Origin of the sequence: Streptomyces sp. NPDC046876, assembly GCF_040645035.1 — a bacterium.
Taxonomy (GTDB): domain Bacteria; phylum Actinomycetota; class Actinomycetes; order Streptomycetales; family Streptomycetaceae; genus Streptomyces.
The window spans coordinates 1-23,243 of the sequence record NZ_JBEYXK010000017.1 but is presented as its reverse complement, the minus strand read 5'-3'; the positions used below and the strand labels follow the sequence as shown (position 1 = coordinate 23,243).

22 protein-coding genes and 1 pseudogene are annotated in these 23,243 nt (G+C 73.6%); 12 read left to right on the top strand and 11 right to left on the bottom strand.

Annotation, left to right across the window (positions count from 1 at the left end):
* Positions 1 to 59: 59 nt before the first annotated feature.
* A pseudogene (locus ABZ924_RS12850) lies at positions 60 to 461 on the top strand (ATP-binding protein); the annotation flags it as partial.
* A 761-nt stretch (positions 462 to 1,222) separates the two neighbouring features.
* Here ABZ924_RS12850 and ABZ924_RS12845 read toward each other — a convergent pair.
* Positions 1,223 to 2,545 (bottom strand): ROK family protein, encoded by a 1,323-nt coding sequence (locus tag ABZ924_RS12845; RefSeq protein ID WP_361907541.1) that lies wholly within the window; start codon positions 2,543 to 2,545, stop codon positions 1,223 to 1,225.
* Positions 2,546 to 2,610: 65 nt separating this feature from the next.
* Entirely contained in the window at positions 2,611 to 3,273 is a 663-nt protein-coding gene (locus ABZ924_RS12840; protein ID WP_361907539.1) for an alpha-ketoglutarate-dependent dioxygenase AlkB, read from the bottom strand.
* 36 nt (positions 3,274 to 3,309) lie between these two features.
* Here ABZ924_RS12840 and ABZ924_RS12835 point away from each other — a divergent pair, with 36 nt between their 5' ends.
* The 4 genes from ABZ924_RS12835 (at position 3,310) to ABZ924_RS12820 (ending at position 5,556) form a co-directional block, all read left to right on the top strand.
* Complete coding sequence (locus ABZ924_RS12835) at positions 3,310 to 4,050, top strand: maleylpyruvate isomerase family mycothiol-dependent enzyme (protein ID WP_361907537.1); 741 nt, start codon at positions 3,310 to 3,312, stop codon at positions 4,048 to 4,050.
* 327 nt (positions 4,051 to 4,377) lie between these two features.
* Positions 4,378 to 4,689, top strand: coding sequence for a hypothetical protein (locus ABZ924_RS12830; protein WP_361907535.1), 312 nt, complete (start codon positions 4,378 to 4,380; stop codon positions 4,687 to 4,689).
* Positions 4,689 to 5,123, top strand: a complete 435-nt coding sequence (locus ABZ924_RS12825; protein ID WP_361907534.1) for a hypothetical protein — start codon at positions 4,689 to 4,691, stop codon at positions 5,121 to 5,123. Before ABZ924_RS12830 ends, ABZ924_RS12825 begins: the two co-directional genes overlap by 1 nt.
* A 64-nt stretch (positions 5,124 to 5,187) precedes the next feature.
* Positions 5,188 to 5,556, top strand: a complete 369-nt coding sequence (locus tag ABZ924_RS12820; RefSeq protein WP_361907532.1) for a hypothetical protein — start codon at positions 5,188 to 5,190, stop codon at positions 5,554 to 5,556.
* 55 nt (positions 5,557 to 5,611) lie between these two features.
* On the opposite strand, the gene ABZ924_RS12815 is transcribed toward ABZ924_RS12820, so the two are convergent.
* Positions 5,612 to 6,310 carry a TetR/AcrR family transcriptional regulator gene (locus ABZ924_RS12815; protein ID WP_361907530.1) on the bottom strand — a complete coding sequence of 233 codons (699 nt, stop codon included), beginning with the start codon at positions 6,308 to 6,310 and terminating at the stop codon, positions 5,612 to 5,614.
* Positions 6,311 to 6,458: 148 nt separating this feature from the next.
* Between ABZ924_RS12815 and ABZ924_RS12810 the strand changes: the two genes are divergently transcribed.
* The gene (locus ABZ924_RS12810) at positions 6,459 to 6,920 is read left to right on the top strand and encodes a nitroreductase/quinone reductase family protein (protein WP_361907528.1); all 462 of its coding nucleotides are present in this window, start codon (positions 6,459 to 6,461) and stop codon (positions 6,918 to 6,920) included.
* A gap of 717 nt (positions 6,921 to 7,637) precedes the next feature.
* On the top strand, positions 7,638 to 8,393 hold the full coding sequence (locus tag ABZ924_RS12805) for an ASCH domain-containing protein (protein ID WP_361907526.1): 756 nt from the start codon (positions 7,638 to 7,640) through the stop codon (positions 8,391 to 8,393).
* Positions 8,394 to 8,525: 132 nt separating this feature from the next.
* Here ABZ924_RS12805 and ABZ924_RS12800 read toward each other — a convergent pair whose 3' ends face one another.
* A complete protein-coding gene (locus ABZ924_RS12800) occupies positions 8,526 to 9,743 on the bottom strand; it encodes a geranylgeranyl reductase family protein (protein ID WP_361907665.1) in 1,218 nt (405 codons plus the stop codon).
* 273 nt (positions 9,744 to 10,016) lie between these two features.
* Between ABZ924_RS12800 and ABZ924_RS12795 the strand changes: the two genes are divergently transcribed.
* Positions 10,017 to 11,381: a dipeptidase gene (locus tag ABZ924_RS12795; protein ID WP_361907524.1), complete on the top strand. Its 1,365-nt coding sequence runs from the start codon at positions 10,017 to 10,019 to the stop codon at positions 11,379 to 11,381.
* Positions 11,382 to 11,534: 153 nt separating this feature from the next.
* Positions 11,535 to 12,236: an MBL fold metallo-hydrolase gene (locus ABZ924_RS12790; protein ID WP_361907522.1), complete on the top strand. Its 702-nt coding sequence runs from the start codon at positions 11,535 to 11,537 to the stop codon at positions 12,234 to 12,236.
* Between the two features lie 54 nt (positions 12,237 to 12,290).
* Here ABZ924_RS12790 and ABZ924_RS12785 read toward each other — a convergent pair whose 3' ends face one another.
* Positions 12,291 to 13,328, bottom strand: coding sequence for an NUDIX domain-containing protein (locus tag ABZ924_RS12785; RefSeq protein WP_361907520.1), 1,038 nt, complete (start codon positions 13,326 to 13,328; stop codon positions 12,291 to 12,293).
* Between the two features lie 157 nt (positions 13,329 to 13,485).
* Here ABZ924_RS12785 and ABZ924_RS12780 point away from each other — a divergent pair, with 157 nt between their 5' ends.
* On the top strand, positions 13,486 to 14,526 hold the full coding sequence (locus ABZ924_RS12780; RefSeq protein WP_361907518.1) for a LacI family DNA-binding transcriptional regulator: 1,041 nt from the start codon (positions 13,486 to 13,488) through the stop codon (positions 14,524 to 14,526).
* A gap of 4 nt (positions 14,527 to 14,530) precedes the next feature.
* Here the strand turns inward: ABZ924_RS12780 and ABZ924_RS12775 are convergent, their stop codons facing one another.
* The gene (locus ABZ924_RS12775) at positions 14,531 to 14,725 is read right to left on the bottom strand and encodes a hypothetical protein (RefSeq protein ID WP_361907516.1); all 195 of its coding nucleotides are present in this window, start codon (positions 14,723 to 14,725) and stop codon (positions 14,531 to 14,533) included.
* Between the two features lie 198 nt (positions 14,726 to 14,923).
* Between ABZ924_RS12775 and ABZ924_RS12770 the strand changes: the two genes are divergently transcribed.
* On the top strand, positions 14,924 to 17,308 hold the full coding sequence (locus tag ABZ924_RS12770) for a WD40 repeat domain-containing protein (RefSeq protein WP_361907514.1): 2,385 nt from the start codon (positions 14,924 to 14,926) through the stop codon (positions 17,306 to 17,308).
* A gap of 105 nt (positions 17,309 to 17,413) precedes the next feature.
* Here ABZ924_RS12770 and ABZ924_RS12765 read toward each other — a convergent pair whose 3' ends face one another.
* From ABZ924_RS12765 to ABZ924_RS12745, 5 genes are all read right to left on the bottom strand, one after another.
* Positions 17,414 to 18,712 carry an aldolase gene (locus ABZ924_RS12765; protein ID WP_361907512.1) on the bottom strand — a complete coding sequence of 433 codons (1,299 nt, stop codon included), beginning with the start codon at positions 18,710 to 18,712 and terminating at the stop codon, positions 17,414 to 17,416.
* A 164-nt stretch (positions 18,713 to 18,876) separates the two neighbouring features.
* Positions 18,877 to 19,839: an electron transfer flavoprotein subunit alpha/FixB family protein gene (locus ABZ924_RS12760; protein WP_361907510.1), complete on the bottom strand. Its 963-nt coding sequence runs from the start codon at positions 19,837 to 19,839 to the stop codon at positions 18,877 to 18,879.
* Between the two features lie 60 nt (positions 19,840 to 19,899).
* Entirely contained in the window at positions 19,900 to 20,685 is a 786-nt protein-coding gene (locus tag ABZ924_RS12755) for an electron transfer flavoprotein subunit beta/FixA family protein (RefSeq protein WP_361907508.1), read from the bottom strand.
* Between the two features lie 204 nt (positions 20,686 to 20,889).
* Positions 20,890 to 21,429, bottom strand: a complete 540-nt coding sequence (locus ABZ924_RS12750) for a flavin reductase family protein (RefSeq protein ID WP_361907506.1) — start codon at positions 21,427 to 21,429, stop codon at positions 20,890 to 20,892.
* A gap of 274 nt (positions 21,430 to 21,703) precedes the next feature.
* Complete coding sequence (locus tag ABZ924_RS12745; RefSeq protein WP_361907663.1) at positions 21,704 to 22,054, bottom strand: thioredoxin family protein; 351 nt, start codon at positions 22,052 to 22,054, stop codon at positions 21,704 to 21,706.
* 283 nt (positions 22,055 to 22,337) lie between these two features.
* Here ABZ924_RS12745 and ABZ924_RS12740 point away from each other — a divergent pair, with 283 nt between their 5' ends.
* On the top strand, positions 22,338 to 23,060 hold the full coding sequence (locus ABZ924_RS12740; protein ID WP_361907504.1) for a lysophospholipid acyltransferase family protein: 723 nt from the start codon (positions 22,338 to 22,340) through the stop codon (positions 23,058 to 23,060).
* Positions 23,061 to 23,243 lie beyond the last annotated feature (183 nt).

Here is a 23,243-nt window from a genome sequence, read left to right as displayed (position 1 = left end):
CTGGTGGAGCATTACTGAGGGTGCAGCACCCGTAACACTCATGTCGGGGAGTCGCAGCCGTGATCAGTCACTCACGCAGGCACTGCGTCGTCGAACTGCAGGCCTTGCCGTCCCGGATCGGGCAGATCCGGAGGATCGTTTCGGCGCAATTGCGCCACTGGCAGCTGGATCCGCTCATAGACCGGGCTGCGCTGGGGGTGACCGAGCTGCTGAGCAACGTCCACCGCCATGCGCAGCCGGACAAGACGTGCACGGTCGAGATCGAGCTGCGGCTGGGGCGGCTGACGGTCTCGGTGTACGACAGCGACCCGCGCCTCCCCGTCCTGCGGGCGGCCGCCGCGGACGCGCTGGAGACCAGCGGGCGCGGCCTCGCGCTCGTCGAGGCGGTCAGCGAGGCCTGGGGGGCACGGCATCAGCCGGACGGCCCCGGCAAGGTGGTCTGGTTCTCCCTGAGAGCCGCCCCGACCCGCCCCCGGCCGAGGCCACCCGGAGCCCCGGTGGGCGCAACGCCCCCCGCGGCCCCGCTGCCGACGCCGACACCGACGCCGTCGGCCACGGCCCGCCGCCCGGTGGTGGTGGCGACCACCCCGCCGGACCGCATCCCGGTGACCGCCTCCACCACGTCAGACCCAGCCCCACCCGCACCGAACCGCACCCCGTCCGTACTCCTGTCCACGACAGGCACCGCGGCGCCAAACCCGTCCCCGGCGGCATACCCAGCCCCGCCGGCAAACCCGGCCCCGGCGGTTAACCCGGCCCCGGCGGCAACCCCAGCCCCGCCGGCGTTTGAGGCGCGGGGTCTGGGGCGGAGCCCCGGCACGGCCGGCACCCCCACACACCCGGCGGCCCACACTCCCGCCGCGCCAACGGCCCCGGCAGCACACCCAGCCCCACCCGCAAACCCAGCCTCGCCAGCTAACCCGGCCCCGGCGGCAACCCCAGCCCCGCCGGCATTTGAGGCGCGGGGTCTGGGGCGGAGCCCCGGCACGCACCCCGCGCCGCACGCCACCGCAGCCGGCACGGCGGGCGCCGATGCCGCGTCGGGGGCGGGCGGCCCGGCGGAACGGGGCTCCGGCGGCGCAGTCGGCTCCCCCGGGCCCGGCGGGGCCAGTGGCGGCCTGACCCTGAGGGCGCCGACCGTCATCGGCCCCGGGTAGCGGCCCGGCCGAGGCCGGCGGGCCGGCGGGCCGGGCGGCGCCGGACGGCGCCGGACGGAAAGCCCCTACGCGGCGGCCGCCCCCAGCGCCCCCAGCGGATCGTCCAGCACCGGCTGCCAGGCCAGCTCCGCGGCCCCCACCAGGCTGTTGTGGTCCAGCGTGCACGGCAGGATCGGCACTCCCCCGCTCCGCCCCCACAGGCTGCGGTCGGCGACCACCGCCCGCAGCCGCTCCGGGTCCGCGTACAGCAGCTCCCGGTGCAGCCCGCCCAGGATGATCCGGTCCGGGTTCAGGATGTTCACCAGCCCGGCGAGCCCCAGGCCCAGCCGGTCGATGAGCTCCTCCGCGGCGGCCCGTACCGCCGGCTGCCCGTATTCCTCCCGGAGCAGGTCGCGCGCCTGCTGGAGCAGCGACACCTCCGGCCCCGGGGTGCGGCCCGCCGCGGTGAGGAAGGCCAGCGGATCGGCCTCCACGTCCAGGCAGCCGCGCCCCCCGCAGTGGCAGGCCCGCCCCTCCGGGTTGACGGTGAGGTGGCCGACCTCCAGCGCCAGGCCCGAACTCCCGCTGTGCAGGCGCCCGTCCAGTACCAGGGCCCCACCCACCCCGCGGTGCCCGGTGGCCACGCACAGCAGGTGCTGCGCGCTGCGGCCCGCGCCGTGCCGGTGCTCGGCGAGCGCGGCGAGGTTGACGTCGTTCCCGGCCAGGGCCGGCCCGTCGATCCCGGCGGCCTTGACGCGCTGCTCGAAGATGGCCCGTACCGGCGCACCGGCCGGCCAGGCGAGGTGCAGCGGGTTGAGCGCCGTACCGTCGGGCTCGGCGACCGCCGACGGGACCGCCAGCCCGGCGCCGATGCAGCGCCGGCCGGTCTCGGCGAGCAGGGCGGCGCCCGCCTCCACGACCGCGCCCAGCACCTGCGCCGGGTCCGCAGAGACGGTGATCTTGCCGGGCGCAGTGGCGACGATCCGCCCGCCGAGGCCGACGAGTGCGGCCCGGAACCCGTCCGGGTGCACCTGTGCGGCGAGGGCCACGGGGCCGTTCTCGTCGATGGAGAGCCGGTGCGAGGGCCGGCCCTGGGCGCCGCCGCCCGTGCCGCCGGGGCGGGAGTCGACGCGGATCAGGCCGAGCGCCTCCAGCTCGGCGGCGACGGCCCCGGCGGTGGCGCGCGTGACGCCGAGCTCGGCCGTCAGGACCGCCCGGGTCGGGGCCCGGCCGGTGTGGACGAGCTCCAGCGCCGGGCCGAGGGCGCCGCGGCCCCGCTCCAGCTTGCTCCTGGCGGACGCCGCGGATCCCGCGGAAGCCGCGGACTCCGTGGACGCTGCGGACGCCGTGGATGCCGTGGATGCCGTGGTCCCGTCCCCCACCCGCGGCGGGGCCCCGTTGCCGTTCATGACAGCGATCCTCGCATGATCGGCGGGGTGCGCGGCGACCCGGCCGACCCGGGACCGCCCGGCGGTCAGCCGCCCGGCAGGTCCAGCCCGCTGACCCGGAGGGTGATGTTCAGCCTCCCGCTGAGCCCGAGCCCCCGCGGACCGGTGCCGGGCAGGACCTTCGGCACCCCGTGGTAGGCCAGCCGCGCCGGCCCGCCGAAGACGAAGAGGTCCCCGCTGCACAGCTGCACGTCCCGGTAGGGCCGGCCGCGGTTGTCGGTGTTGCCGAAGCGGAAGACGCAGGTGTCCCCGAGGCTCAGGGAGACCACCGGCGCCGGGGACTTCTCCTCGGCGTCGCGGTGCATGCCCATGCGGGAGTCCCCGTCGTAGAAGTTGATCAGCGCGATGTCGTACGGGGGCACGGCGACGCCCTCGCCGTACGCGGCGGCCACGGCATCGCGCCCCAGCTGCGCGAGCCAGCCCGGCATCGGCTTGACCGGGGCTCCGTCCCCGTCCACGACGGTGCGCGCGTACGCGTACGGATACCAGTGCAGTCCGAGGCAGACCTGGCGGGCGGTCATCGTGCCGCCGCCCGGGGTGCGGACCGTACGCAGTCCGGCGGGCGGCCGCGCCCACACCCGGCAGGCGGCCAGCAGCTCGCGCTGGCGGCCGGGGCCGAGCCAGTCGGGCACGTGCACGGCGCCGGGGACGATCTCGGTCCGCTCGCGCGGGAAGAGTTCCCCGTTCATGCCCCCATTGTCGGTGGTGGCTGGAAGACTGCCCATATGAAGATCACCGAATTCGTGGAGACCCTGGAGCGGGAGGGCGAGTTGCTCGCCGAGCAGGCGGAACGGGCGGGGACGGACGCCCTGGTGCCCACGTGCCCCTCGTGGCGGATCACCGACCTGCTGCGGCACACCGGCGCGGTGCACCGCTGGGCGGCCTCGTACGTGCGGGACGCGGCCGTGGAGCCGGGCCCGTTCCCCGAGGCGCCCGAGCTGGTGGGCGCCGAGCTGCTGTCCTGGTTTCGGGAGGGGCATGCGGCCCTGGTCCGGACGCTGGCCGAGGCGCCGGCCGACGTCCAGTGCTGGACCTTCCTGCCGACGGCCCCGCCGTCGCCGCTGGCGTTCTGGGCGCGGCGCCAGGCGCACGAGACCACCGTGCACCGGATGGACGCCGAGGCGGCGCTCGGCCTGGCCTTCTCGCCGGTGGCCCCGGAGTTCGCCGAGGACGGCGTGGACGAGCTGCTCACCGGCTTCCACGCCCGCCCTCGCAGCCGCGTACGGACGGACCGACCGCGGACGCTGCGGATCCGGGCCGCCGACACGGGCGCGGTGTGGACCGTCCACCTGTCGCAGGAGCCGCCCCGCGCTGTCCTCGGCGACGCGGGCCCGGCGGACTGCGAGGTGACCGCCGACGCGGCCTGGCTGTACGCGGCCCTGTGGAACCGGCTCCCGCTGACGGGCCCGGGCATCACGGGCGACGAGTCCCTGGCCCACCTCTGGACGGAGACGGCCGGCATCTGACCCGGCCACCGACGCCGCCCCGGCAAAAGGGCCGCCCCACCCGGGCGGCCCGCGGGAGCCGGCGCCCTTGCAGGGCCGTGCGTCCCGTCCGGCTTCATGCTCCTCCCGCACCGCAGGAACACACTCCCCCACCCACGACAGGGCTCCCCCTCCTGATCATTCCGGTGATGCGACGCGCGCCCAGCCGCACCGTCGACCGTTGCACGGTTCCCGCGACAGGAGCGGGGGCGCCCTGCTCGTCAGCGGCGCGGAGCTCCACCACACCAGCGACAAGCCGAACACGTAGTCGGCGCCAGGGTGTTCCCCAAACCACTCATGGGGGACTTCGTGGACATACACATCAAGACGCACTACGTGCGGCAAAGCGCAGGAGGGACCGACTCCGCGGCCGCAAAGGCGCTGGAGAACCTCCGCAAATCCCTCGACTCGAGCGACACGGCAGCCGACGGCCACCACGGCTGGGCCTCCGCCGCGGCGCTGAAGCGGTGCGCGACGGCCGGACCTGACGGTGACGTCAAACTGACCCAGCACACCAGCTCGTTCCAGAACGTGAGCCTGGACAGCCGCGAACACGTCGCCACCAGGAACCGCGGCGAGCAGCGCATCCACATCGTCCGACCCCACCCGAATTGGTACTGATGGAAATCTCCTCCTCCGCCGCGGCGTCGGGCGCTGCGCCGGGCCGCACGGTCACGCCCGGCATGGTGGTCACGGCACTGCTCGGGCCGGTCCTCACCGTTCTCGGTGTGGCCACCTCGTTGCGCGCCGAAGACATCGACATGGACTGGGTACACCGGCAGCAGGCGGCCTGCCGGCACATGCCCTTCCCGAAGATGGAATACGTCGTCGCGTGGTCGGGACTGCTCCTCGGCCTGTCGGCCATGGCCGTCTGCGTGCTGCTCGCCCGGTGGATCCGCCGACGCTGCGGCCTCCGGCTCTGGGACACCTGGCCGGGGCTCTTGGCTTTCGTCTGCACCATGCTCAACGTTCTGGCGATTCTGCTGGAACTGTTCATGCTCTGGACCACCTACAGCCCCGACGTGTCGGGGCCGATCCTCGGTGACTGTGGTTAGCCGCCCACACCGCACGGCGCGGCAGGCGCCCGCCGCGCGCCCGCGCGACGTCACCATCGGCACCGTGACAGCAGCACTGATGGTGCCGGTCCTGGTCGTGGCGGGTGTGGCGGCCTCCCTGCACACGCAGGGGATCCAGGACGAGTGGGCCGACCGGCAGGAGGAAGCCTGTCGGCATCTGCCCTACCCGATGGCGGGGTACGCCGCCGGCTGGGCCGGTGTGGTCCTCGGCGTGGCGGCGGTGGCAGTATGCGTGCTGCTCGCGCGCCGACTGCGCGGCCGGTACGGCCTCCGACTCGGGGAGTCCTGGCCGGGACTGCTTGCCGGCACCACCGTGTGGTTCAGCGTGTTGGCGATTCCCATGGAGCTGATCCAGCTGTGGGTCGTGTACTCGGCCGCCGCGTCCGGGATCAACCTCGGCGACGGGTGTTAGGCACCCGACAGCTGCGCGATACGGAGGGACCACCGCACCCGTCGCCGCATCCCCGTCACGCAGCCGGGAGGCCGACCATGTGGGCGAGTTGGGCCGTGGCGTGGGTGAAGAAGGTGTCGCGGTCCTCGACGACGCGGTTGAACTGGCCGAACAGCTCGAACGAGACCAGGCCGACCAGCTGGGCCCAGGCCGCGACCAGGGCGGCCGTGACCTCCGGCGGCAGGCCCTCGGCGAAGTCCGCGGTCATCCGGGTCGCTTCGGGGCGCAGGGCGGCGGGCAGGGGCGGCAGGGCCAGGCCGTGGCCGGTGTGGGCGGCGCGGACGATGCCGATGAAGGTGTTGCCGACGCGGGAGGCGGGGGCGATGGTGTCCACCGGGGCGCTGTATCCGGGGACGGGGGATCCGTAGATGAGGGCGTACTCGTGCGGGTGCTCCAGCGCCCAGGCGCGGACCGCCCGGGCGACCGCGATCCACCGCTCGCGGGGCGGGGCACCGGCGGCGACGGCCTCGGCGTCGGCCTCCTCGGCCGCCGCGCCGATGCTGTCGTACGCGTCGACGATCAGTGCGGTGAGCAGGTCGTCCCGGCTCGGGAAGTAGCGGTACAGGGCCGAGGAGACCATGCCCAGCTCGCGGGCGACGGCGCGCAGGGAGAGCTTGGCCGCGCCCTCGGCCGCGAGCATGCGGCGCGCCTCGTCCTTGATGGCTGCGGTGACCTCGATACGGGCCCGCTCCCGGGCCCCGCGCACGGTACTCATGGCGCCAGTCTGCCACGCAGGTAGAGCAGTGCACAAAAATTGGAGCGGCGATGCGAATCGAGAGCACCGCTCTTGAAATGGTGCGGCGATCCGTGCACACTGATCTCAAGCGAGAGCACCGCTCTCCCCATCGCCCCCGGAGGCAGCCATGACCGCGCCCGCCACCCCGTACTACGCCCAGGCCGGCACGTTCGCCACCCGCTTGAACGCCCTCTTCGGGAAGCTGGCCCGCCTCGGGATCAGCCTCGCCGGTTCCGCCGAGCTGTCGGTGCGCGGCCGCACCTCCGGCAAGATGCAGCGGATTCCGGTCAACCCGCACACCTTCCGCGGCGAGCAGTACCTCGTCTCGGCGCGCGGCCACTCCCAGTGGGTCCGCAACATGCGGGTGGCGGGCGGCGGCGAACTGCGCGTGGGCCGCAAGCTGCGCACCTTCACGGTCACCGAGCTCACCGACCCGGCCGAGAAGGCCCCGGTGCTGCGCACCTACCTCGAGCGGTGGGGCTGGCAGGTCAACCAGTTCTTCCAGGGCGTCACCGCCACCTCCTCCGACGCCGAGCTCCAGGCGGCCGCCGCCGACCACCCGGTCTTCCGCATCACGGTCTCCGGCTGAACGGCCCCGAGGACCGTGCACGCGCTGGGTGGAGCCCTGGCCGCGCCGTACGGTCACGCCCTGGTCGAGCGCGGCGCGCTCGACAGGCCCCGGCTCGGCGGCGCGGAGGAAGTCGGCGACCTTGCCGGGCAGGCACGTCGAGGGTCACTGGCAGCTCTGGGGCCGGGAGGTTCTCCTCGATCGAGGTGCGGTCGGGCAGGAGGTCGGCGACGGCCGTGCGAATCGCGCCGCGACTGACCCCGTGGTCGCGGGCGAGGGCGGCGATCGAGCGGCCTTCCAGGTACCCGGTGCGGACGGTGCCGGTCTTGTCGGCCGCCACGGCGGGGCGGAGCGCCCTTACTGCCCTTCGCCTCGGCGGCGCGCAGTCCGTCGTAGGTCGGCTCGCGCTGGAGGTCGCGTTGAAGTCGCCGGCGGCGCGAGCGTCTGCACCGTGAACTCCACGGTGGACAGCAGCTCTCCGCGCGCGGAGGACGGGCGGTGAGGTCCATCGCGGACCGGCCCCGGATCGTCGTCCGTGATCACGACCAGCCTCAGCCCGGGCGCTGCATCCCTGCCCACGGGGACCGCCACAGGGGGCCGGCCGAGGTGAGCCGAAACCCTGTGGAGCCCGCCTGCACGGCGTGAAATGATCTTGGGCGACTGCTGAAGGAAGGGAAGGTCGAAGAGGTGTACGTACCGTCGTCTGCGCGAGTTCTCGATGATGACGAGCGTGAGCTCGTGGAGCTGGCACGCCGCACCATAGACGCGCATACCGACGCCGGGCCCGACGAAGACGGGATCCACACGGTGGGCGCCGCGGTCATGGCCGCCGACTACCGGATGTTCGCCGGCGTGAACCTCTACCACTTCACCGGCGGCCCCTGCGCCGAACTCGTGGCCCTGGGAGCCGCGCGAGCCCAGGGCGCCCGCCAAATGCGCTGCATCGTCGCCGTGGGAAACCACGGGCGCGGGGTCATCGGCCCGTGCGGGCGCGATCGGCAGGTCTTCGTGGACTACTACCCCACCATGCGCGTCATCGTGCCCACGCCCGCGGGGCTCAGGTCCGTGCTCGCCGCCGACCTGATGCCGCTGGTCCAGCGATGGACCCCGGAGACGGGCATGAACGGTCTCGACCCATCGCTCTACCAGGACCCCGAGACGACCGGTCCCCCGATCATCCGGTTCAACCCCCGCTACCTCGAAGTCGTCCGCTCCGGCGCCAAGACCAAGACCACCCGCTTCCGGGACCCGGCCCGGCTCGGCCCGGCACGGCTGGTGTTCGAGAGCGACCCCGAAGTCGTCCTGCCGGCAGAGGTGACCGGCATCAGGCACTGCCTGGTCAGCGACCTCACCGACCAGGACGCACAGGCCGAGGGGCTGACGACCGCAGCCGAACTCCGGGAAGCCCTCGAGGGCCACTACCCGGATCTGACCGGAACCGACGAAGTCGACGTCATCGCCTTCCGGATCACCGACAAGACGGGCGCGGCTTGAACCGCGGATGCGACGCAGTGGCGGCCCCGCCCGGAACTCCGGGCAAGACCGCCACTCCCCTGAACCTGCTGGGCCGCCGGGTCCGCCTTCGGCCGCAGGCCTCGCCCGGGCGTCAGACGGCGGCTTCGCGCCTCAGACCTCGCCCGGGCCGCCTCCGGCCGCCTTCGCGTCCGTCCGCGCCTGCCTGTCGTCCAGGAGGTGCAGCGCCTTGCGGGCCAGCGGGTACGTGTTCACCAGCTCGGCCAGGGTCGTCGCGCCCCGTGTGATCCGGGCGAACGCCCGCCACGCCGGGCGGAAGCCGGTGAGCGCCGCGTGCAACAGGCCCGGCCGGGCCTCGAAGAGGGTCAGCATCCGCTTGCCGACGCTCATCTCGACGCCGAGGCCCGCCTTGATCGCGAAGGCGTAGTTGAGCGCCTGGCGCCGCGCGTCGACCGCGTCCTGCGCCTCGGACAGCTTCACGGCCCATTCGCCGGCCAGCCGGCCCGAGCGCAGCGCGAAGGAGATGCCCTCGCGGGTCCACGGCTCCAGCAGTCCGGCCGCGTCGCCCGCCACCAGCACCCGGCCCCGCGACAGCGGCGAGTCCGGCTTGCGGCAGCGCGTCAGGTGGCCGGAGGAGACGGCGGGCTCGAAGCCGGCCAGCCCCAGCCGGGCGATGAAGTCCTCCAGGTACTGCTTGGTCGCCGCGCCGTCGCCCTTGGCCGAGATGACCCCGACCGTCAGGGTGTCGTCCTTGGGGAAGACCCAGCCGTAGCTGCCGGGCAGCGGGCCCCAGTCGATGAGCACGCGCCCCTTCCAGTCCTCGGCCACCGTTGCCGGGACGGGGATCTCCGCCTCCAGGCCGAGGTCCACCTGGTCCATCTCGACCCCGACGTGGGCGCCGATCCGGCTCGCGCTGCCGTCCGCGCCGACCACCGCCCGCGCCAGGACGGTCTCGCCGTCGGCCAGCACCACGGCGACCGTGCGCCGGTCGGGCACCGCCGCGCCGTGCTGCTCGACCCGGGCGACCGCCGTGCCCGTACGCACCGTCGCGCCCGCCTTCTCCGCCTCCGCGACCAGGCCGGCGTCGAACTCGGGCCGGTTGATGAGTCCGAACAGCATGTGCTTGGAGCGGCGGGTGCGGGTCAGCTTCCCGTTCAGCGTGAAGGTGACCGCGTGGATGCGGTCCTTCAGCGGAAGCGTGAACCCGGGCGGCAGCGCGTCGCGCGACGGGCCGATGATGCCGCCGCCGCACGTCTTGTACCGCGGCAGCTCCGCCTTCTCCAGCAGCAGGACGCGTGCCCCGGCCGCCGCGGCGGCATGCGCCGCCGAGGCCCCGGCCGGGCCGGCCCCGACCACGACCACGTCCCACACCTCGCCGGTCCCCCCGGCCACTTCGTCCCCCGCCCCGGCGGCGGCCCGCCCTGCTGCGTCGGCTCCGTCGACGGTGCTTTCGTCGCTGCTCACGATGTGCTGCTGCTCCTGATCATGCGTTGCTCCGATGCCGGGGAAATCCTACGGCGCGCCTGAGGCCCGTCCTGCTGTGCGAGGATCGGACTGACCTGCGCCCCATCCCGGCATGCGCCCACCACGCGGATGCGGGAGGCGTACACAGACGACAACGTCGCACCCAAGAGGAGCGTGCCCATGTCCCAGAATCCGATCGCCGAGACCATCGCCTCGCTGATGCCCCGCGCCAAGCAGGAGCTGACCGAGCTGGTGGCCTTCCAGTCGGTGGCGGACTGGGCGCAGTTCCCCAAGAGCGAGAGCGAGGGCGCGGCGAACTGGGTGGCGGACGCGCTGCGCGCCGAGGGGTTCCAGGACGTGGCGCTGCTCGACACCCCGGACGGGACCCAGTCGGTGTACGGCTTCCTGCCCGGCCCGGAGGGCGCGCCGACCGTGCTGCTGTACGCGCACTACGACGTGCAGCCGCCGCTGGACGACGCCGCCTGGATCTCCCCGGCCTTCGAGCTGACCGAGCGCGACGGCCGCTGGTACGGGCGCGGCGCCGCGGACTGCAAGGGCGGGTTCATCATGCACCTGCTGGCGCTGCGCGCGCTGAAGGCCAACGGCGGGGTGCCGGTGAGCGTGAAGGTGATCGTCGAGGGATCGGAGGAGCAGGGCACCGGCGGCCTCCAGCAGTACGCCGAGGCCCACCCGGAGCTGCTGGCCGCCGACACGATCGTCATCGGCGACGCGGGCAACTTCCGCCTCGGCCTGCCGACGGTGACGGCCACCCTGCGCGGCATGTGCCTGCTGAAGGTGAAGATCGACACGCTGGGCGGCAACCTGCACTCGGGCATGTTCGGCGGTGTCGCCCCGGACGCGCTGGCGGCCCTGATCCGGCTGCTGGACTCGCTGCGCGCGGCGGACGGCTCGACCACGGTGGACGGGCTCGCGGCGGACGCGGTGTGGGAGGGCCTGCAGTACCCGGAGGAGGACTTCCGGTCCGACGCGAAGGTGCTGGACGGCGTGGAGCTGATCGGCGAGGGCACGATCGCGGACCGGCTGTGGGCCCGCCCGGCCGTCACGGTCCTCGGCATCGACTGCCCGCCGGTGGTCGGCGCGACCCCGTCCGTGCACGCGAGCGCGTCGGCGCTGATCAGCCTGCGGGTGCCGCCGGGCGTGGACACCGCCGAGGCGATCAAGCTGCTGGAGGCGCACCTGGTGGCGCACACGCCGTGGAAGGCGCACCTGGACGTGGAGGTCGTCGGCCAGGGCCAGCCGTTCCAGGCGGACACCACCAGCCCGGCGTACGCCTCGATGGCGGCCGCCCTGGAGCTCGCGTACCCCGGCCAGGAGATGCAGGTCAGCGGCATGGGCGGATCGATTCCGCTGTGCAACACGCTGACCTCGCTGTACCCGGAGGCGGAGATGCTGCTGATCGGTCTGAGCGAGCCGGAGGCGCAGATCCACGCGGTGAACGAGAGCGTCTCCCCGGAGGAGCTGGAGCGCCTGTCGGTGGCCGAGGCCCACTTCCTCCTCAACTACGCGGCGTCCAAGGGCGCCTGAGGCGGCGGGCCCCGCAGGCCCGTTGCCCGCACCGCGGCCGCGCCGCCCGTCGCCCGCCACCGCGGAGACGGGCGGCGCGCCTGCGCTACGGGCGAACTCCGCTGCCGGTGAAAGCGGTTCCGGGAGCGGAGCCGGCCCTCGTACGGTCGGTGCATGGATCTTGTCAAGGTCATACCCCAACGGCTGTACATGCTGCGCTTCCCGATCGGCCAGGCCTACCTGTGGCGCGACGGTGAGGACCTGACCCTGGTCGACTCCGGCCACGCCGGGGCCGCCCCGGAGATCGAGGAGGCCATCCGCTCGCTCGGGCTGGACCCGGCGCGCCTGGAGCGGATCGTGCTGACGCACTGCCACGGCGACCACATCGGCGCCGCCGAGGACCTCGCCGGCCGGTGGGGCTCCCGGGTGGTGGCCCACCGGCTGGAGGCGCCGGTGATCCGGGGCGAGCGGCCCGTCCCCGATCCGGTCCTGCTGGACTGGGAGTTGCCCTACTACGAGCACGCGATGACGGTTCCCCAGGCGCCGCCGACCCGGGTCGACCAGGAGGTCGAGGACGGCGAGGTGCTGCCGTTCGGCGACGGCGCCGTGGTCGTGCACGCGCCCGGCCACACGCCGGGCAGCATCGGCATCCACCTCCCCCACCACGGGGTGCTGTTCGCGGGGGACTGCATCGCGGGCGTCGGCCAGGTGATGCTCGGCGTCTTCAACGTGGACCGGGAGCAGGCGCAGGCCTCCTTCCGCCGCCTGGCGGCGCTGGCTCCGGCCGTGGCCTGCTTCGGCCACGGGGATCCGCTGACCGCGGATGCGGCGGCCGTGCTGCACGCGGCGTCGACCGCCGAGCCGGCGCTGCCCTGACCCGGGGCCCGGCCGGGGCCGTCCCGGCCCCGGCCCGTGCGGCCGCGCCGGCGGCTACGGCGTGGGCGCGCCGCCCTCCAGGTACAGGGGGCGTCCGCGTTCGCGCGCCCGCAGCGCCCACCGCAGCCTCTCGTAGCGTACGGGCGGCAGCAGCTCGGCGGCCTCCGCCTCGGTGGCGAACCGCCAGGCCCGCAGCTCCGGTCCCGGCAGCCGGAGCCGGGCCGCCGCCCCGGCGGACAGCCGGCCCCCGTCGAACAGCAGCCGCAGGCCGCCGTAGGCCGGACGCACCGGCGGCTCCCAGTCCACGACGAGCAGGCCGGGTACGCGGTCGAGGTCGATGCCGAGTTCCTCCGCGACCTCCCGCACCCCGGCGCGGGCGGGCGCCTCCCCCGCCTCGACGACGCCTCCCGGGAACTCCCAGCCCGGCTTGTACGTCGGATCCACCAGGAGCACCCGGTCCTCGTCGTCGAAGAGCAGCACCCCGGCCGCCACCGTCTCCCGGGTCGGCTCCGGGGTCTGGACGATGTCGCAGATCCCGGCGGCCTCCGTGCGCACGGCCTCGGCGATCAGCTCCGCCGTCTGCCGCACGCTGAGGGTGCCGTTGTCGATGACGTGGGCGTCGGCCGTCAGCCAGCCGAGGGCCTGCCGGTAGACGGGGATGTGGTCGTACGCCCACTGCCGGACGTGGAGGTCCACCTCCTCGGGGCTGCCCGGCTCCCGGCGGGTCGCGATGCGGTGGCGCAGGATCGTTTCCGCCGGGGCGAGCAGCACGTGGCGCACCGGTATCCGGCGCGCCGCCAGCCCTCCGAAGATCTCGTCCCGGTACTCCTGGCGCAGCAGCGTCATCGGCACCACCAGCACCCCGCCCAGCTCCGCGAGCATCGCCGCGGCGGTGTCCACGACCAGGCGCCGCCAGCTCGGCAGGTCCTGGTAGTCGCTCACCTCCGCGAGGCGCTTGCGCGGCAGGAGCCGGCGCAGTGCGTCGCCGACGAGCTCCGGGTCGTACAGGGTGCTGTCCGGGAGGATCCTGGTCAGTTCCCGGGCCGTGCTGGTCTTCCCGGCGCTGAATGTGCCGTTGATCCAGACAATCACGTCTACCCCTCTCCCCACGGCTCGTCAAAAGCCCCCAGTGGCTTGCCCGCACCACCCTGCCACGGAAACCCGCGTACGGCCCCGCGTGCTTATCCTCGAGACCGCAGCCGCACCCGCCCGCCCAACCGCCCGTCGTGCCCCCGGAGGTTTCCGTCCCGTGCCACAGACCCGCCGCCCGTCGTCCGACCCCCGCTACGGCACCCGGCCCACCATGAAGGACGTCGCGACCCGCGCAGGGGTCGGACTGAAGACGGTGTCACGGGTGGTCAACGGCGAGGCGGGGGTCACGCCCGACACGGTCCGGCGGGTCCAGGAGGCCATCGAGGCGCTCGGCTTCCGCCGCAACGACAGTGCGCGGGTGCTCCGCAAGGGCCGCACCGCCACCGTCGGGCTGATCCTGGAGGACCTCGCCGACCCGTTCTACGGGCCGCTGAACCGGGCCGTGGAGGAGGTGGCCCGCGCGCACGGGGCGCTGCTGATCAACGGGTCCAGCGCCGAGGACCCCCACCGGGAGCGGGAGTTGGCGCTGGCGCTGTGCGCACGGCGGGTCGACGGGCTGGTCGTGATCCCGGCGGGCGACGACCACCGCTACCTGGAGCCGGAGATGAAGGCCGGAGTGGCCACGGTGTTCGTGGACCGCCCGGCGGGCCGGATCGAGGCGGACGTGGTGCTGTCGGACAACCGCGGCGGTGCCCGCGAGGGCGTCGCGCACCTGATCGCGGGCGGCCACCGGCGGATCGGGTTCATCGGCGACCAGCCCCGCATCCACACGGCGACGGAGCGGCTGGGGGGCTACCGTGCGGCCATGGCGGACGCGGGCCTTGCGGTGGCGGAGTCCTGGGTCTCGCTCGGGCCGACGACGCCGGAGCGGGTCACGGCCGCGGCCCGCGCCATGCTCACGGGTCCGGAGCCGGTCACCGCGCTGTTCGCCGGAAACAACCGGGTGACGGTGACCGTGGTACGGGTCCTGGCCGGGCACCCGCGGCCGGTGGCGCTGGTCGGCTTCGACGACTTCGAGCTGGCCGACCTGCTGCGGCCCGGTGTCACCGTGGTCGCCCAGGACCCGGCGGCCCTGGGCCGGGTGGCCACGGACCGCCTGTTCCAGCGCCTCGGCGGCTCGGCCCTCCCGCCGACCCGCATCGAACTCCCGACGCGCCTGATCCCCCGCGGCTCGGGCGAACTGCCCCCGCCCGCCTGACCGCTCACCGGATGAGCCCCCGCAGGACGGGCACGGCCCCACCTCCGGCGGTGAGCCCGGCGAGCACGGCCAGGGCGGGGTGCACGCCGCCCGCGCGGCTCAACCCGCCGACGACGAGGCCGGTGATCAGGGCGCCGATCAGCACCACGGCGGTGTGCAGGGACAGGAACGGCTGCTCTGTGTTCGGTGAAGTGGTCATGGCTCGATTGCACACCCGACCCGGCCTGCGGCAGGCACGAACGGAACGAAGTGATCCGCGGCGGATCGCGGCGAAACTCCCCCGAACGGCAGGCGTGTTCGGCAGAACACCCGAGCCGTTCAGCGGTGTTCCGGAAAGTTCGGGACCGGTCCACGGCAGGTGTTCTAACCTGGGCCGCCACACCGGTCAAGGGGGGACATGGAACGGCAGTCGCACGGCGCGTTCGAGGAGGCACTCGCCGCGCTCGCAGGCGATCTGAACCGATTACGGATCGAACGGGGCAAGCCCTCGTACCGGGACCTCGTCGCCCGCGCCGATGCCTCCGGCACCGGGATCCGGCTGTCGGTCGCCACCCAGAGCGATGTCTTCAACGGCAGGCGGCTCGTCCGGGCCGACACGTTCATGGGACTGGTACGGATGCTGTACGCGTACGACGAGTACGGGCGAGAAACCGCGGTCCCCTCCCACACCGCGCCGGAACTGGTGGTGTGGCGGCAGCGCTGGCAGCAACTGGCCGCGCTCCAGCCTGCCGTGACGGTACGCTCCGTACCCGCACGGGACCGGGAGGCGCGCGCGGAGCCGGGAACGGCAACGCCCCGCCCCGTGCCCGTCGAAGCGCCCCGCACGTACGAGTCGCGGGAGCACGCCCGGTCGAACGCAGCTACCGCGACCCCCGCACCGAACAGGTCTTCCGCCTTTCCCGACTCCGCTCGCATCCCTCTCCCCGCGGGCTCGGATCTCTCGGATCCGGGCCCGTACGTCCTGCGGCACCACCTCACGGGCGACGCAGCCCCCGCCCTGGACGTCGTCTTCTCCCCCGACGGGCGGCACTTGGCCTCGGCGGGCGGCGACGTGGTCCGGCTGTGGGACACGACGACGGGGCTGGCGATCCTGCCGCCCCTTTCCGCCACACACCCGCTCGCCTTCGCATCCGACGGCATGCTGATCGCCAGGGATGCGCGGGATCCGCTGACCCTCCGCTGGTTCGCCCCGTCCACAGGTCTCCCCAGCCGACCGGCGGTCTTCCACTCCACGCCCGTCACCGCCATCGCCTGTGCTCGCACCGGAAGCGCGGCCGCCACCATCGAACTCGACGGGACGGTGCGCCTGTCCGGTCCGGACGTCGGGCGCCGCTCGATCGTCCTCGTTCACGGCGGCGACAGCGACAGCGACCACATCGACACCGCCGCCTTCGTCCCCGACGGGCGCCTCCTGGCGGCCACGCGCGGCGGACGCGTGTGGGACCTGATCGGCAAGGAGACCCTCCCCCGTGCTGCGCTCGCGGCCGGGTCCGGCACCCCCGAGCTGACCGCCTTCTCCCCTGACGGACGGCTCCTCGCCCTCGGCTACGAGGACGGCCGGGTGACACTGTGGGACATGACGGCTGGCCGAGACGGGCCGCCGATGGCCGGCCACGCCGAGACCATCTTCGCGCTGGCGTTCTCACCCGACGGCCGTCTGCTCGCCACCGGCTCCCACGACAGGACCGTACGGCTGTGGGACACAGTCGCAGGGCGGGCCGTCGGACCTGCGCTGCGGGGCCACACGCACGGGGTCGAGGCCGTCGCCTTCTCTCCGGACGGGCAGCTGCTGGCCGCCGCCTCGGAGGGCGGCGTCCTGATCTACGAACGGGTCGGCGCGCGGCCAGCGGCCCCGCTGGCGGCCAGGGCTCTGGCGGGGGCGCTTCGCGAGCGCACGGCGGTCCGACTGCCACCCGTACAGGCCGAGCGCGCCTTCGTGCGCATGGCCTTCTCACCGGACGGACGCGTCATCGCCGCCACCACCGCGGGGGCGTCGCTGCGGGTGTGGGACCCCGTCACCCGGAAGCCGCTCGCGCCGTTGACGGCCGCGGCAACGGTCTACCCGCCGTGTCTGGCCTTCTCCCCCGACGGCGCCCTGCTGGCCGGCGCCTGCCCCGGCCGGACCGTCTGGCTGCGCGACCCGGTGAGCGGCATGGTCCGGCGCGAATGGCCGACCGGGGAGTTCCTCGCCAAGCAGCTCGCCTTCTCCTCGGACGGACGGCGCGTGTGGTCCTTGGGGGTGGACGGCCTGGTGCAGCTGCGGGACGCGTCCGACGGACGCCCGATCGATGCACCGCTCGGCGACGAGGCGGGCGCAGTCACAGGAATCGCCCTCTCCGCCGACGGACGCCGACTGGCCACGGCGGACACCGAAGGCCGGGTCCTGGTGTGGCATCCAGGCACGCCCCGACCGGTCGGCGGACCGTTCCCCGGCCGGGAGATGGCGTTCTCGCCGGACGGCCGGATCCTGGCCACGGCGCACGCGGGCACCAGCGTGCGGCTCTGGGACCTGAACACCGGCAGGCAGCACGCCGGGCCGTTGACGGCCCACGAGTCCGTGGTGAACGACCTCGCGTTCTCGCCCGACGGCACCCTGCTCGCCACCGCCGGCCAGGACGGGGTGACCCTGCTGTGGGACCCGGCCACGGGGCAGCGCGTCGGCTCGGCGCTGACCGGTCACGACGGGACCGTGAACGGCCTGGCCTTCTCGCCGGACGGCAGCCTGCTTGCCACGGCCGGCGCCGACGGCGTCCTTCACCTGTGGGTCATGGGCCCGCTGTGAAGGGGATGGTGCCCGGCCGGAACCGTCTCCTCCGGCCGGGCACCGGCACGAGGCAGGCCCGGCCCCGGTGATCGCAGTCCGGGGCCGGGCGGTATCGGGGCTCGGTCAGGCCGTGGCGGTCAGGGTGGCCGAGCGGCGCGGGATGGCGAAGGCGTCGAGTTCGGCGCGGGTCAGGCCGGTCAGGGCGGTGACCTCGTCGGTGCCGACGGCGCCGCAGTCGAGGCCGCGGACCAGGTACCCGGCGAGCGCCTTCGCGGTGGCGGGCTCGTCCATCACGTCGCCCTCGATCTTCGCGACGTACGCCTTGAGGCGGGCCGCGGCGGCCTCGAGGCCCTCGCGGTAGAAGGTGAAGACGGCCGCGTAGCGGGTCGGCAGGTGGCCCGGGTGCATGTCCCAGCCCTGGTAGTAGGCGCGGGCCAGGGCGCGCCGGGTCAGGCCGTAGTGCAGCTTCCAGGCCTCGTGGACCTTCTCCGTGGTGCCGATGGGCAGGACGTTCGTCGAGCCGTCGGAGACGCGTACGCCGGTGCCGGCGGCGGCTACCTGCATGATCGCCTTGGCGTGGTCGGCGGCCGGGTGGTCGCTGGCCTGGTAGGCCGCGGAGACGCCGACGCAGGCGCTGTAGTCGAAGGTGCCGTAGTGCAGGCCGGTGGCGCGGCCCTTGCCGGCCTCGATCATGCGGGCCACGGTGGCGGTGCCGTCGGAGGCGAGGATCGACTGGCTGGTCTCGATCTGGATCTCGAATCCGATGCGGCCCGGGCGCAGGCCGCGGGTGGTCTCGAAGGCCTCCAGCAGCTTGACGAAGGCGCTGACCTGCTCGGCGTAGGTGACCTTGGGGAGGGTGAGGACGAGGCCCTCGGGCAGGCCGCCGTGCTCGAGGAGCCCGGACAGGAAGATGTCGGTGGTGCGGATGCCGCGGTCGCGGACGTTGGACTCCATGCACTTCATGCGGATGCCCATGTACGGGGCGTTGGTGCCGTTGGAGAAGGCTACGGAGACGAGGCGCGCGGCGCGGGCGGCGGCCTGGTCCTCCTCCTCGTCGGAGCGGACGCCGAAGCCGTCCTCGAAGTCGATGCGGAGGTCCTCGATGGGCTCGCGCTGCAGCTTGGCGCGGACGCGGTCGTAGACGGGGACGGCCAGTTCGTCGCTGATGCCCAGCACCTTGGCGAAGGTGGCGGCGTCCGGGGCGTGCTCGTCGAGGGCGGCGAGGGCCTGGTCGCCCCAGGAGCGGATGGTCTCGGCGGTGAAGACGTCACCGGGTACGTAGACGGTGTGGATGGGCTGGCGGGTGCCGGGGTCACCCGGGTAGTGGCGCGCGAGCTCCGCGTCCACCGGGGCGAGGGAGGCGCTGATGCCCTCGCTGACCGCGCCTGCGAGGCTCGTCGCCACCTTCTCCTGCTGACCCATCGTGCACTCTCCTCTTTTCCGCTTCACGGAAGCCTAGCTCCGCATAGCAGAATTTAGTCACGGGGTTCCGCTCCGTCAATGGTCCCTCCGGCCCGCCGGGCATACGACTCGGGGCCGTGCGGTGAGAAACACCACACGGCCCCGTGACGGAGTAGTTGCGCAGGTCAGCCCTTGCGCGCCTTGATCTCCTCGGTCAGCTGCGGGACGACCTCGAAGAGGTCGCCGACCACGCCGTAGTCGACCAGCTCGAAGATCGGGGCCTCGGCGTCCTTGTTGATGGCCACGATGGTCTTCGAGGTCTGCATGCCGGCCCGGTGCTGGATCGCGCCGGAGATGCCGGAGGCGATGTACAGCTGCGGGGAGACCGACTTGCCGGTCTGGCCGACCTGGTTGGAGTGCGGGTACCAGCCGGCGTCGACGGCGGCGCGCGAGGCGCCGACGGCCGCACCGAGGGAGTCGGCCAGGGCCTCGATGAGGCCGAAGTTCTCGGCGCCGTTGACGCCGCGGCCGCCGGAGACCACGATCGCGGCCTCGGTCAGCTCGGGGCGGCCGGTCGACTCGCGCGGGGTGCGCGAGGTGACCTTGGTGCCGGTGGCCAGGGCGCCGAAGGTGACGGCGAGCGCCTCGACGGTGCCGGCGGCCGGGGCGGCCTCGACCGGGGCCGAGTTCGGCTTGACGGTGATGACCGGGGTGCCCTTGGACACGCGGGACTTGGTGGTGAAGGACGCGGCGAACGCGGACTGCGTCGCGACCGGACCCTCGTCACCGGCCTCCAGGTCCACGGCGTCGGTGATGATGCCGGAGCCGATGCGGACGGCGAGGCGGGCCGCGATCTCCTTGCCCTCGGCGGAGGAGGGGACCAGCACGGCGGCCGGGGAAACGGCCTCGTACGCGGCCTGGAGCGCGTCCACCTTCGGTACGACGAGGTACTCGGCGAACTCGGGGGCGTCGGCGGTGAGGACCTTGACCGCACCGTGCTCGGCGAGCGCGGCGGCGGTGTTCTCGGCACCGGCGCCGAGGGCGACGGCGACGGGCTCGCCGATGCGGCGGGCCAGGGTCAGCAGCTCGAGGGTGGGCTTGCGGACGGCGCCGTCCACGTGGTCGACGTAGACGAGGACTTCAGCCATGGAATGCTCCTGCGGAATGCGAAGTAGTCAGGGGGATCGAGAGGGTGCTGGCTGAAGCTCTTAGATGAACTTCTGGCCGGCCAGGAACTCGGCCAGCTGCTTGCCGCCCTCGCCCTCGTCCTTGACGATCGTGCCGGCCGTACGGGCCGGACGCTGCGCCGCGGAGTCCACCGCGGTCCAGGCGCCCTCGAGGCCGACCTCTTCCGCCTCGACCTCGAGGTCGGACAGGTCCCAGGACTCCACCGGCTTCTTCTTGGCGGCCATGATGCCCTTGAAGGACGGGTAGCGGGCCTCGCCGGACTGGTCGGTCACGGAGACGACCGCCGGGAGGGAGGCCTCGAGCTGCTCGCTCGCGGAGTCGCCGTCGCGGCGGCCGGTGACGGTGCCGTCCTCGACCTTGACCTCGGAGAGCAGGGTGACCTGCGGGACGCCCAGACGCTCGGCCAGGATCGCCGGGAGGACACCCATGGTGCCGTCGGTCGAGGCCATGCCGGTGATGACCAGGTCGTAGCCGGCCTTCTCGACGGCCTTGGCCAGCACCAGCGAGGTGCCCATGACGTCGGTGCCGTGCAGGTCGTCGTCCTCGACGTGGATGGCCTTGTCGGCACCCATGGACAGCGCCTTGCGCAGGGCGTCCTTGGCGTCCTCGGGGCCCACCGTCAGGACGGTGATCTCGGCGTCGTCGGCGTCTTCGGCGATCTGCAGCGCCTGCTCGACGGCGTACTCGTCGAGCTCCGACAGCAGACCGTCGACGTCGTCGCGGTCGACCGTCAGGTCATCGGCGAAGTGCCGGTCGCCGGTGGCGTCGGGCACGTACTTCACACAGACAACGATCCTCAGGCTCACGCCGGCTCTCCTACCGCATCGTCTTGTTACTGATACCGCCTTGTGCAGGCAGCATAGGCGCCTTTTTCGGGCTGATCCCGGTCGGGGCGGCCCGCGCTCCGAAGGGAATGTTACTCGTCAGTACACCGTGGGTCCGTCCCGGAGGCAAGGCCGGTGAACTGTGATCTGTCCAACGCCACCCGAACCCGCCCCAGCAGGGACGATTCAGTCGCGCAGCGCGTTGAAGCGCCCCTGGTGGTACAGCAGCGGGCGGCCCTCGCCGGCCGGGTCCCCGACGACCGCCTCCGCGATGATCACCCGGTGGGCGCCGGCCGGGACCCGCGCCACCACGCGGCACACCAGCCAGGCCAGCACACCGTCCAGCAGCGGCACCTCGTGCGGACCCGGCGCCCAGCCGGTGGCCGGGCCGAAGCGGTCGGCGCCGCTGCGGGCGAACAGGCCCGCCAGCTCCTGCTGGTGCTCGCCGAGTATGTGGACGCCGAGGTGGTCGCTGTCGCGTATCGCGGGCCAGCTGGAGGAGCCGGTCGAGATGGTGAACGACAGCAGCGGCGGGTCGGCGGAGACCGAGTTGAGCGAGGTGGCGGTGAACCCGACCGGCCGCCCGCCGGCCTCGGCGGTGATCACGGCGACGCCCGCGGCGTGCTGCCGGAAGACCGAGCGGAGCAGCTCGGGCGAGCCGGGCAGGGCGGAGCCGAAGGGTGCGGTGTGGGCGGACTGGGCCGTGGTGGCGGTCGGGGCCGTCATGGGAAGGCTTCCTTCTGCCGCGGACGCGGCGGGCGAGGGCGCGGGGGGATCGGGTCGGGGGCCGGGGGCGTTCAGCGGACCCGACAGCGCGCACTCGCATGGCGGACGAGGTCCACGTGGACCCGTCCGTACAGCAGGAGTTCGTACCGCATGCCGCCAGCCTGGCGATCTCCCGTGTACACAGTCAAGCGGCGGCGGTCAGATGCGAGGCGCGTCACGCTGTGTGCGGGCGTGCGTACCGGCGCCGGCGCCGGCGGGCGTACCGCGCGGGCGGTCATACGGCGGCGCCCAGCGCGGCGATCACGTCGGCCTTGCGCGGCATCCCGGCCGCGCGGCGCACGATCCGGCCGGCCGCGTCCAGGACGAGCACGGTCGGGGTCTTCTCGATGCCGAGGGTGCGCACGAGGTCCAGGTTGCGCTCGGCGTCGATCTCGATGTGGGCGACCCCGTCGACCATGTCCGCCACCTCGGCGAGGATGCGGCGGGTGGCCCGGCAGGGCTGGCAGAAGGCACTGGAGAACTGCACCAGGCTGGCCCGCTCCCCCGGCTCCGCGCCCAGCTGGGCGGCGCCCAGCGGTCCGCGGCCGTCCTCGTTCCCGTCCCCGTGCACGCGTTCTCCCGTCACCGTCACCGCCGCGTCACCCTCACCGTCATCGTCAACCCCGCCGCCCCCGCCCGCCGTCACCGCCGGACTTGCCGTCCCGCATCATTGAAGTACGTTCGTACGCCGATCCGAGCGCCCGGGGCGCACGCCGCATTCCCGGCGTGACGAGAATCTCCCCGGGCGGCAGCATCTGGGCTGGCCAGCAGCCCGCGGATGCGGCACGATCCCCAAGGGCCGCGTACCTACGCTGCCGTAACTTCCGGCCGGGAGAACCTCCCCAGGCAGAAAGCGGGGTCTCCCCACCATGGCTGAGCTCGTCTACCCTCCGGTGATCGGTGCCGCCCACACCCTCTTCCGGGCCCTGGACATCCGCATCGACATGAAGGGCACCGAGCACATCCCGCGCAAGGGCGGGGCGGTGCTGGTGTCGAACCACATCGGCTACCTCGACTTCATCTTCGCCGGACTGACGGCGCGGCCGCAGAAGCGGCTGGTGCGCTTCATGGCGAAGGAGTCGGTGTTCCGGCACAAGGTGTCCGGCCCGCTGATGCGCGCGATGAAGCACATCCCGGTGGACCGCAAGCAGGGCGAGACGGCTTACCAGCACGCCCTGGACTCGCTGCGCTCCGGCGAGATCATCGGCGTGTTCCCTGAGGCGACGATCTCCCAGTCGTTCACCCTGAAGAGCTTCAAGTCGGGCGCCGCGCGCATGGCGCAGGAGGCCGGCGTCCCGCTGATCCCGGTGGCCCTGTGGGGCACGCAGCGGCTGTGGACCAAGGGCCGCCCGAAGGACCTCAAGCGCAGCCACATCCCCGTGACGCTGCGGGTCGGCGAGCCGATCGAGGCCCCGACGGACCAGTACGCCGGTGCGATCACGCGGCGGCTGCGCGAGCGCGTCCAGGAGCTGCTGGAGGCGGCGCAGCGCGCGTATCCGGCCCAGCCGAAGGACGCCACGGACTCGTGGTGGCTGCCGGCGCACCTGGGCGGCACCGCCCCGACGGCGGCCCAGGTCAAGGAAGCGGGCTGATCCCGCACCACCGGGACGAGTGAATCTGCGGCCCGCGCGGCCCCCGCCCATGGCGGACCGCGCGGGCCTTCGCATGCGGGTCCCCCACTGCGCGGAGCCGTTCCCCAGTCCCACCCCTTCCCGAAACCGGGCTCCGCCCGGACCCTCCCCCAGCTACCGCTGGGGGTACCCCCAGCCTCAAAC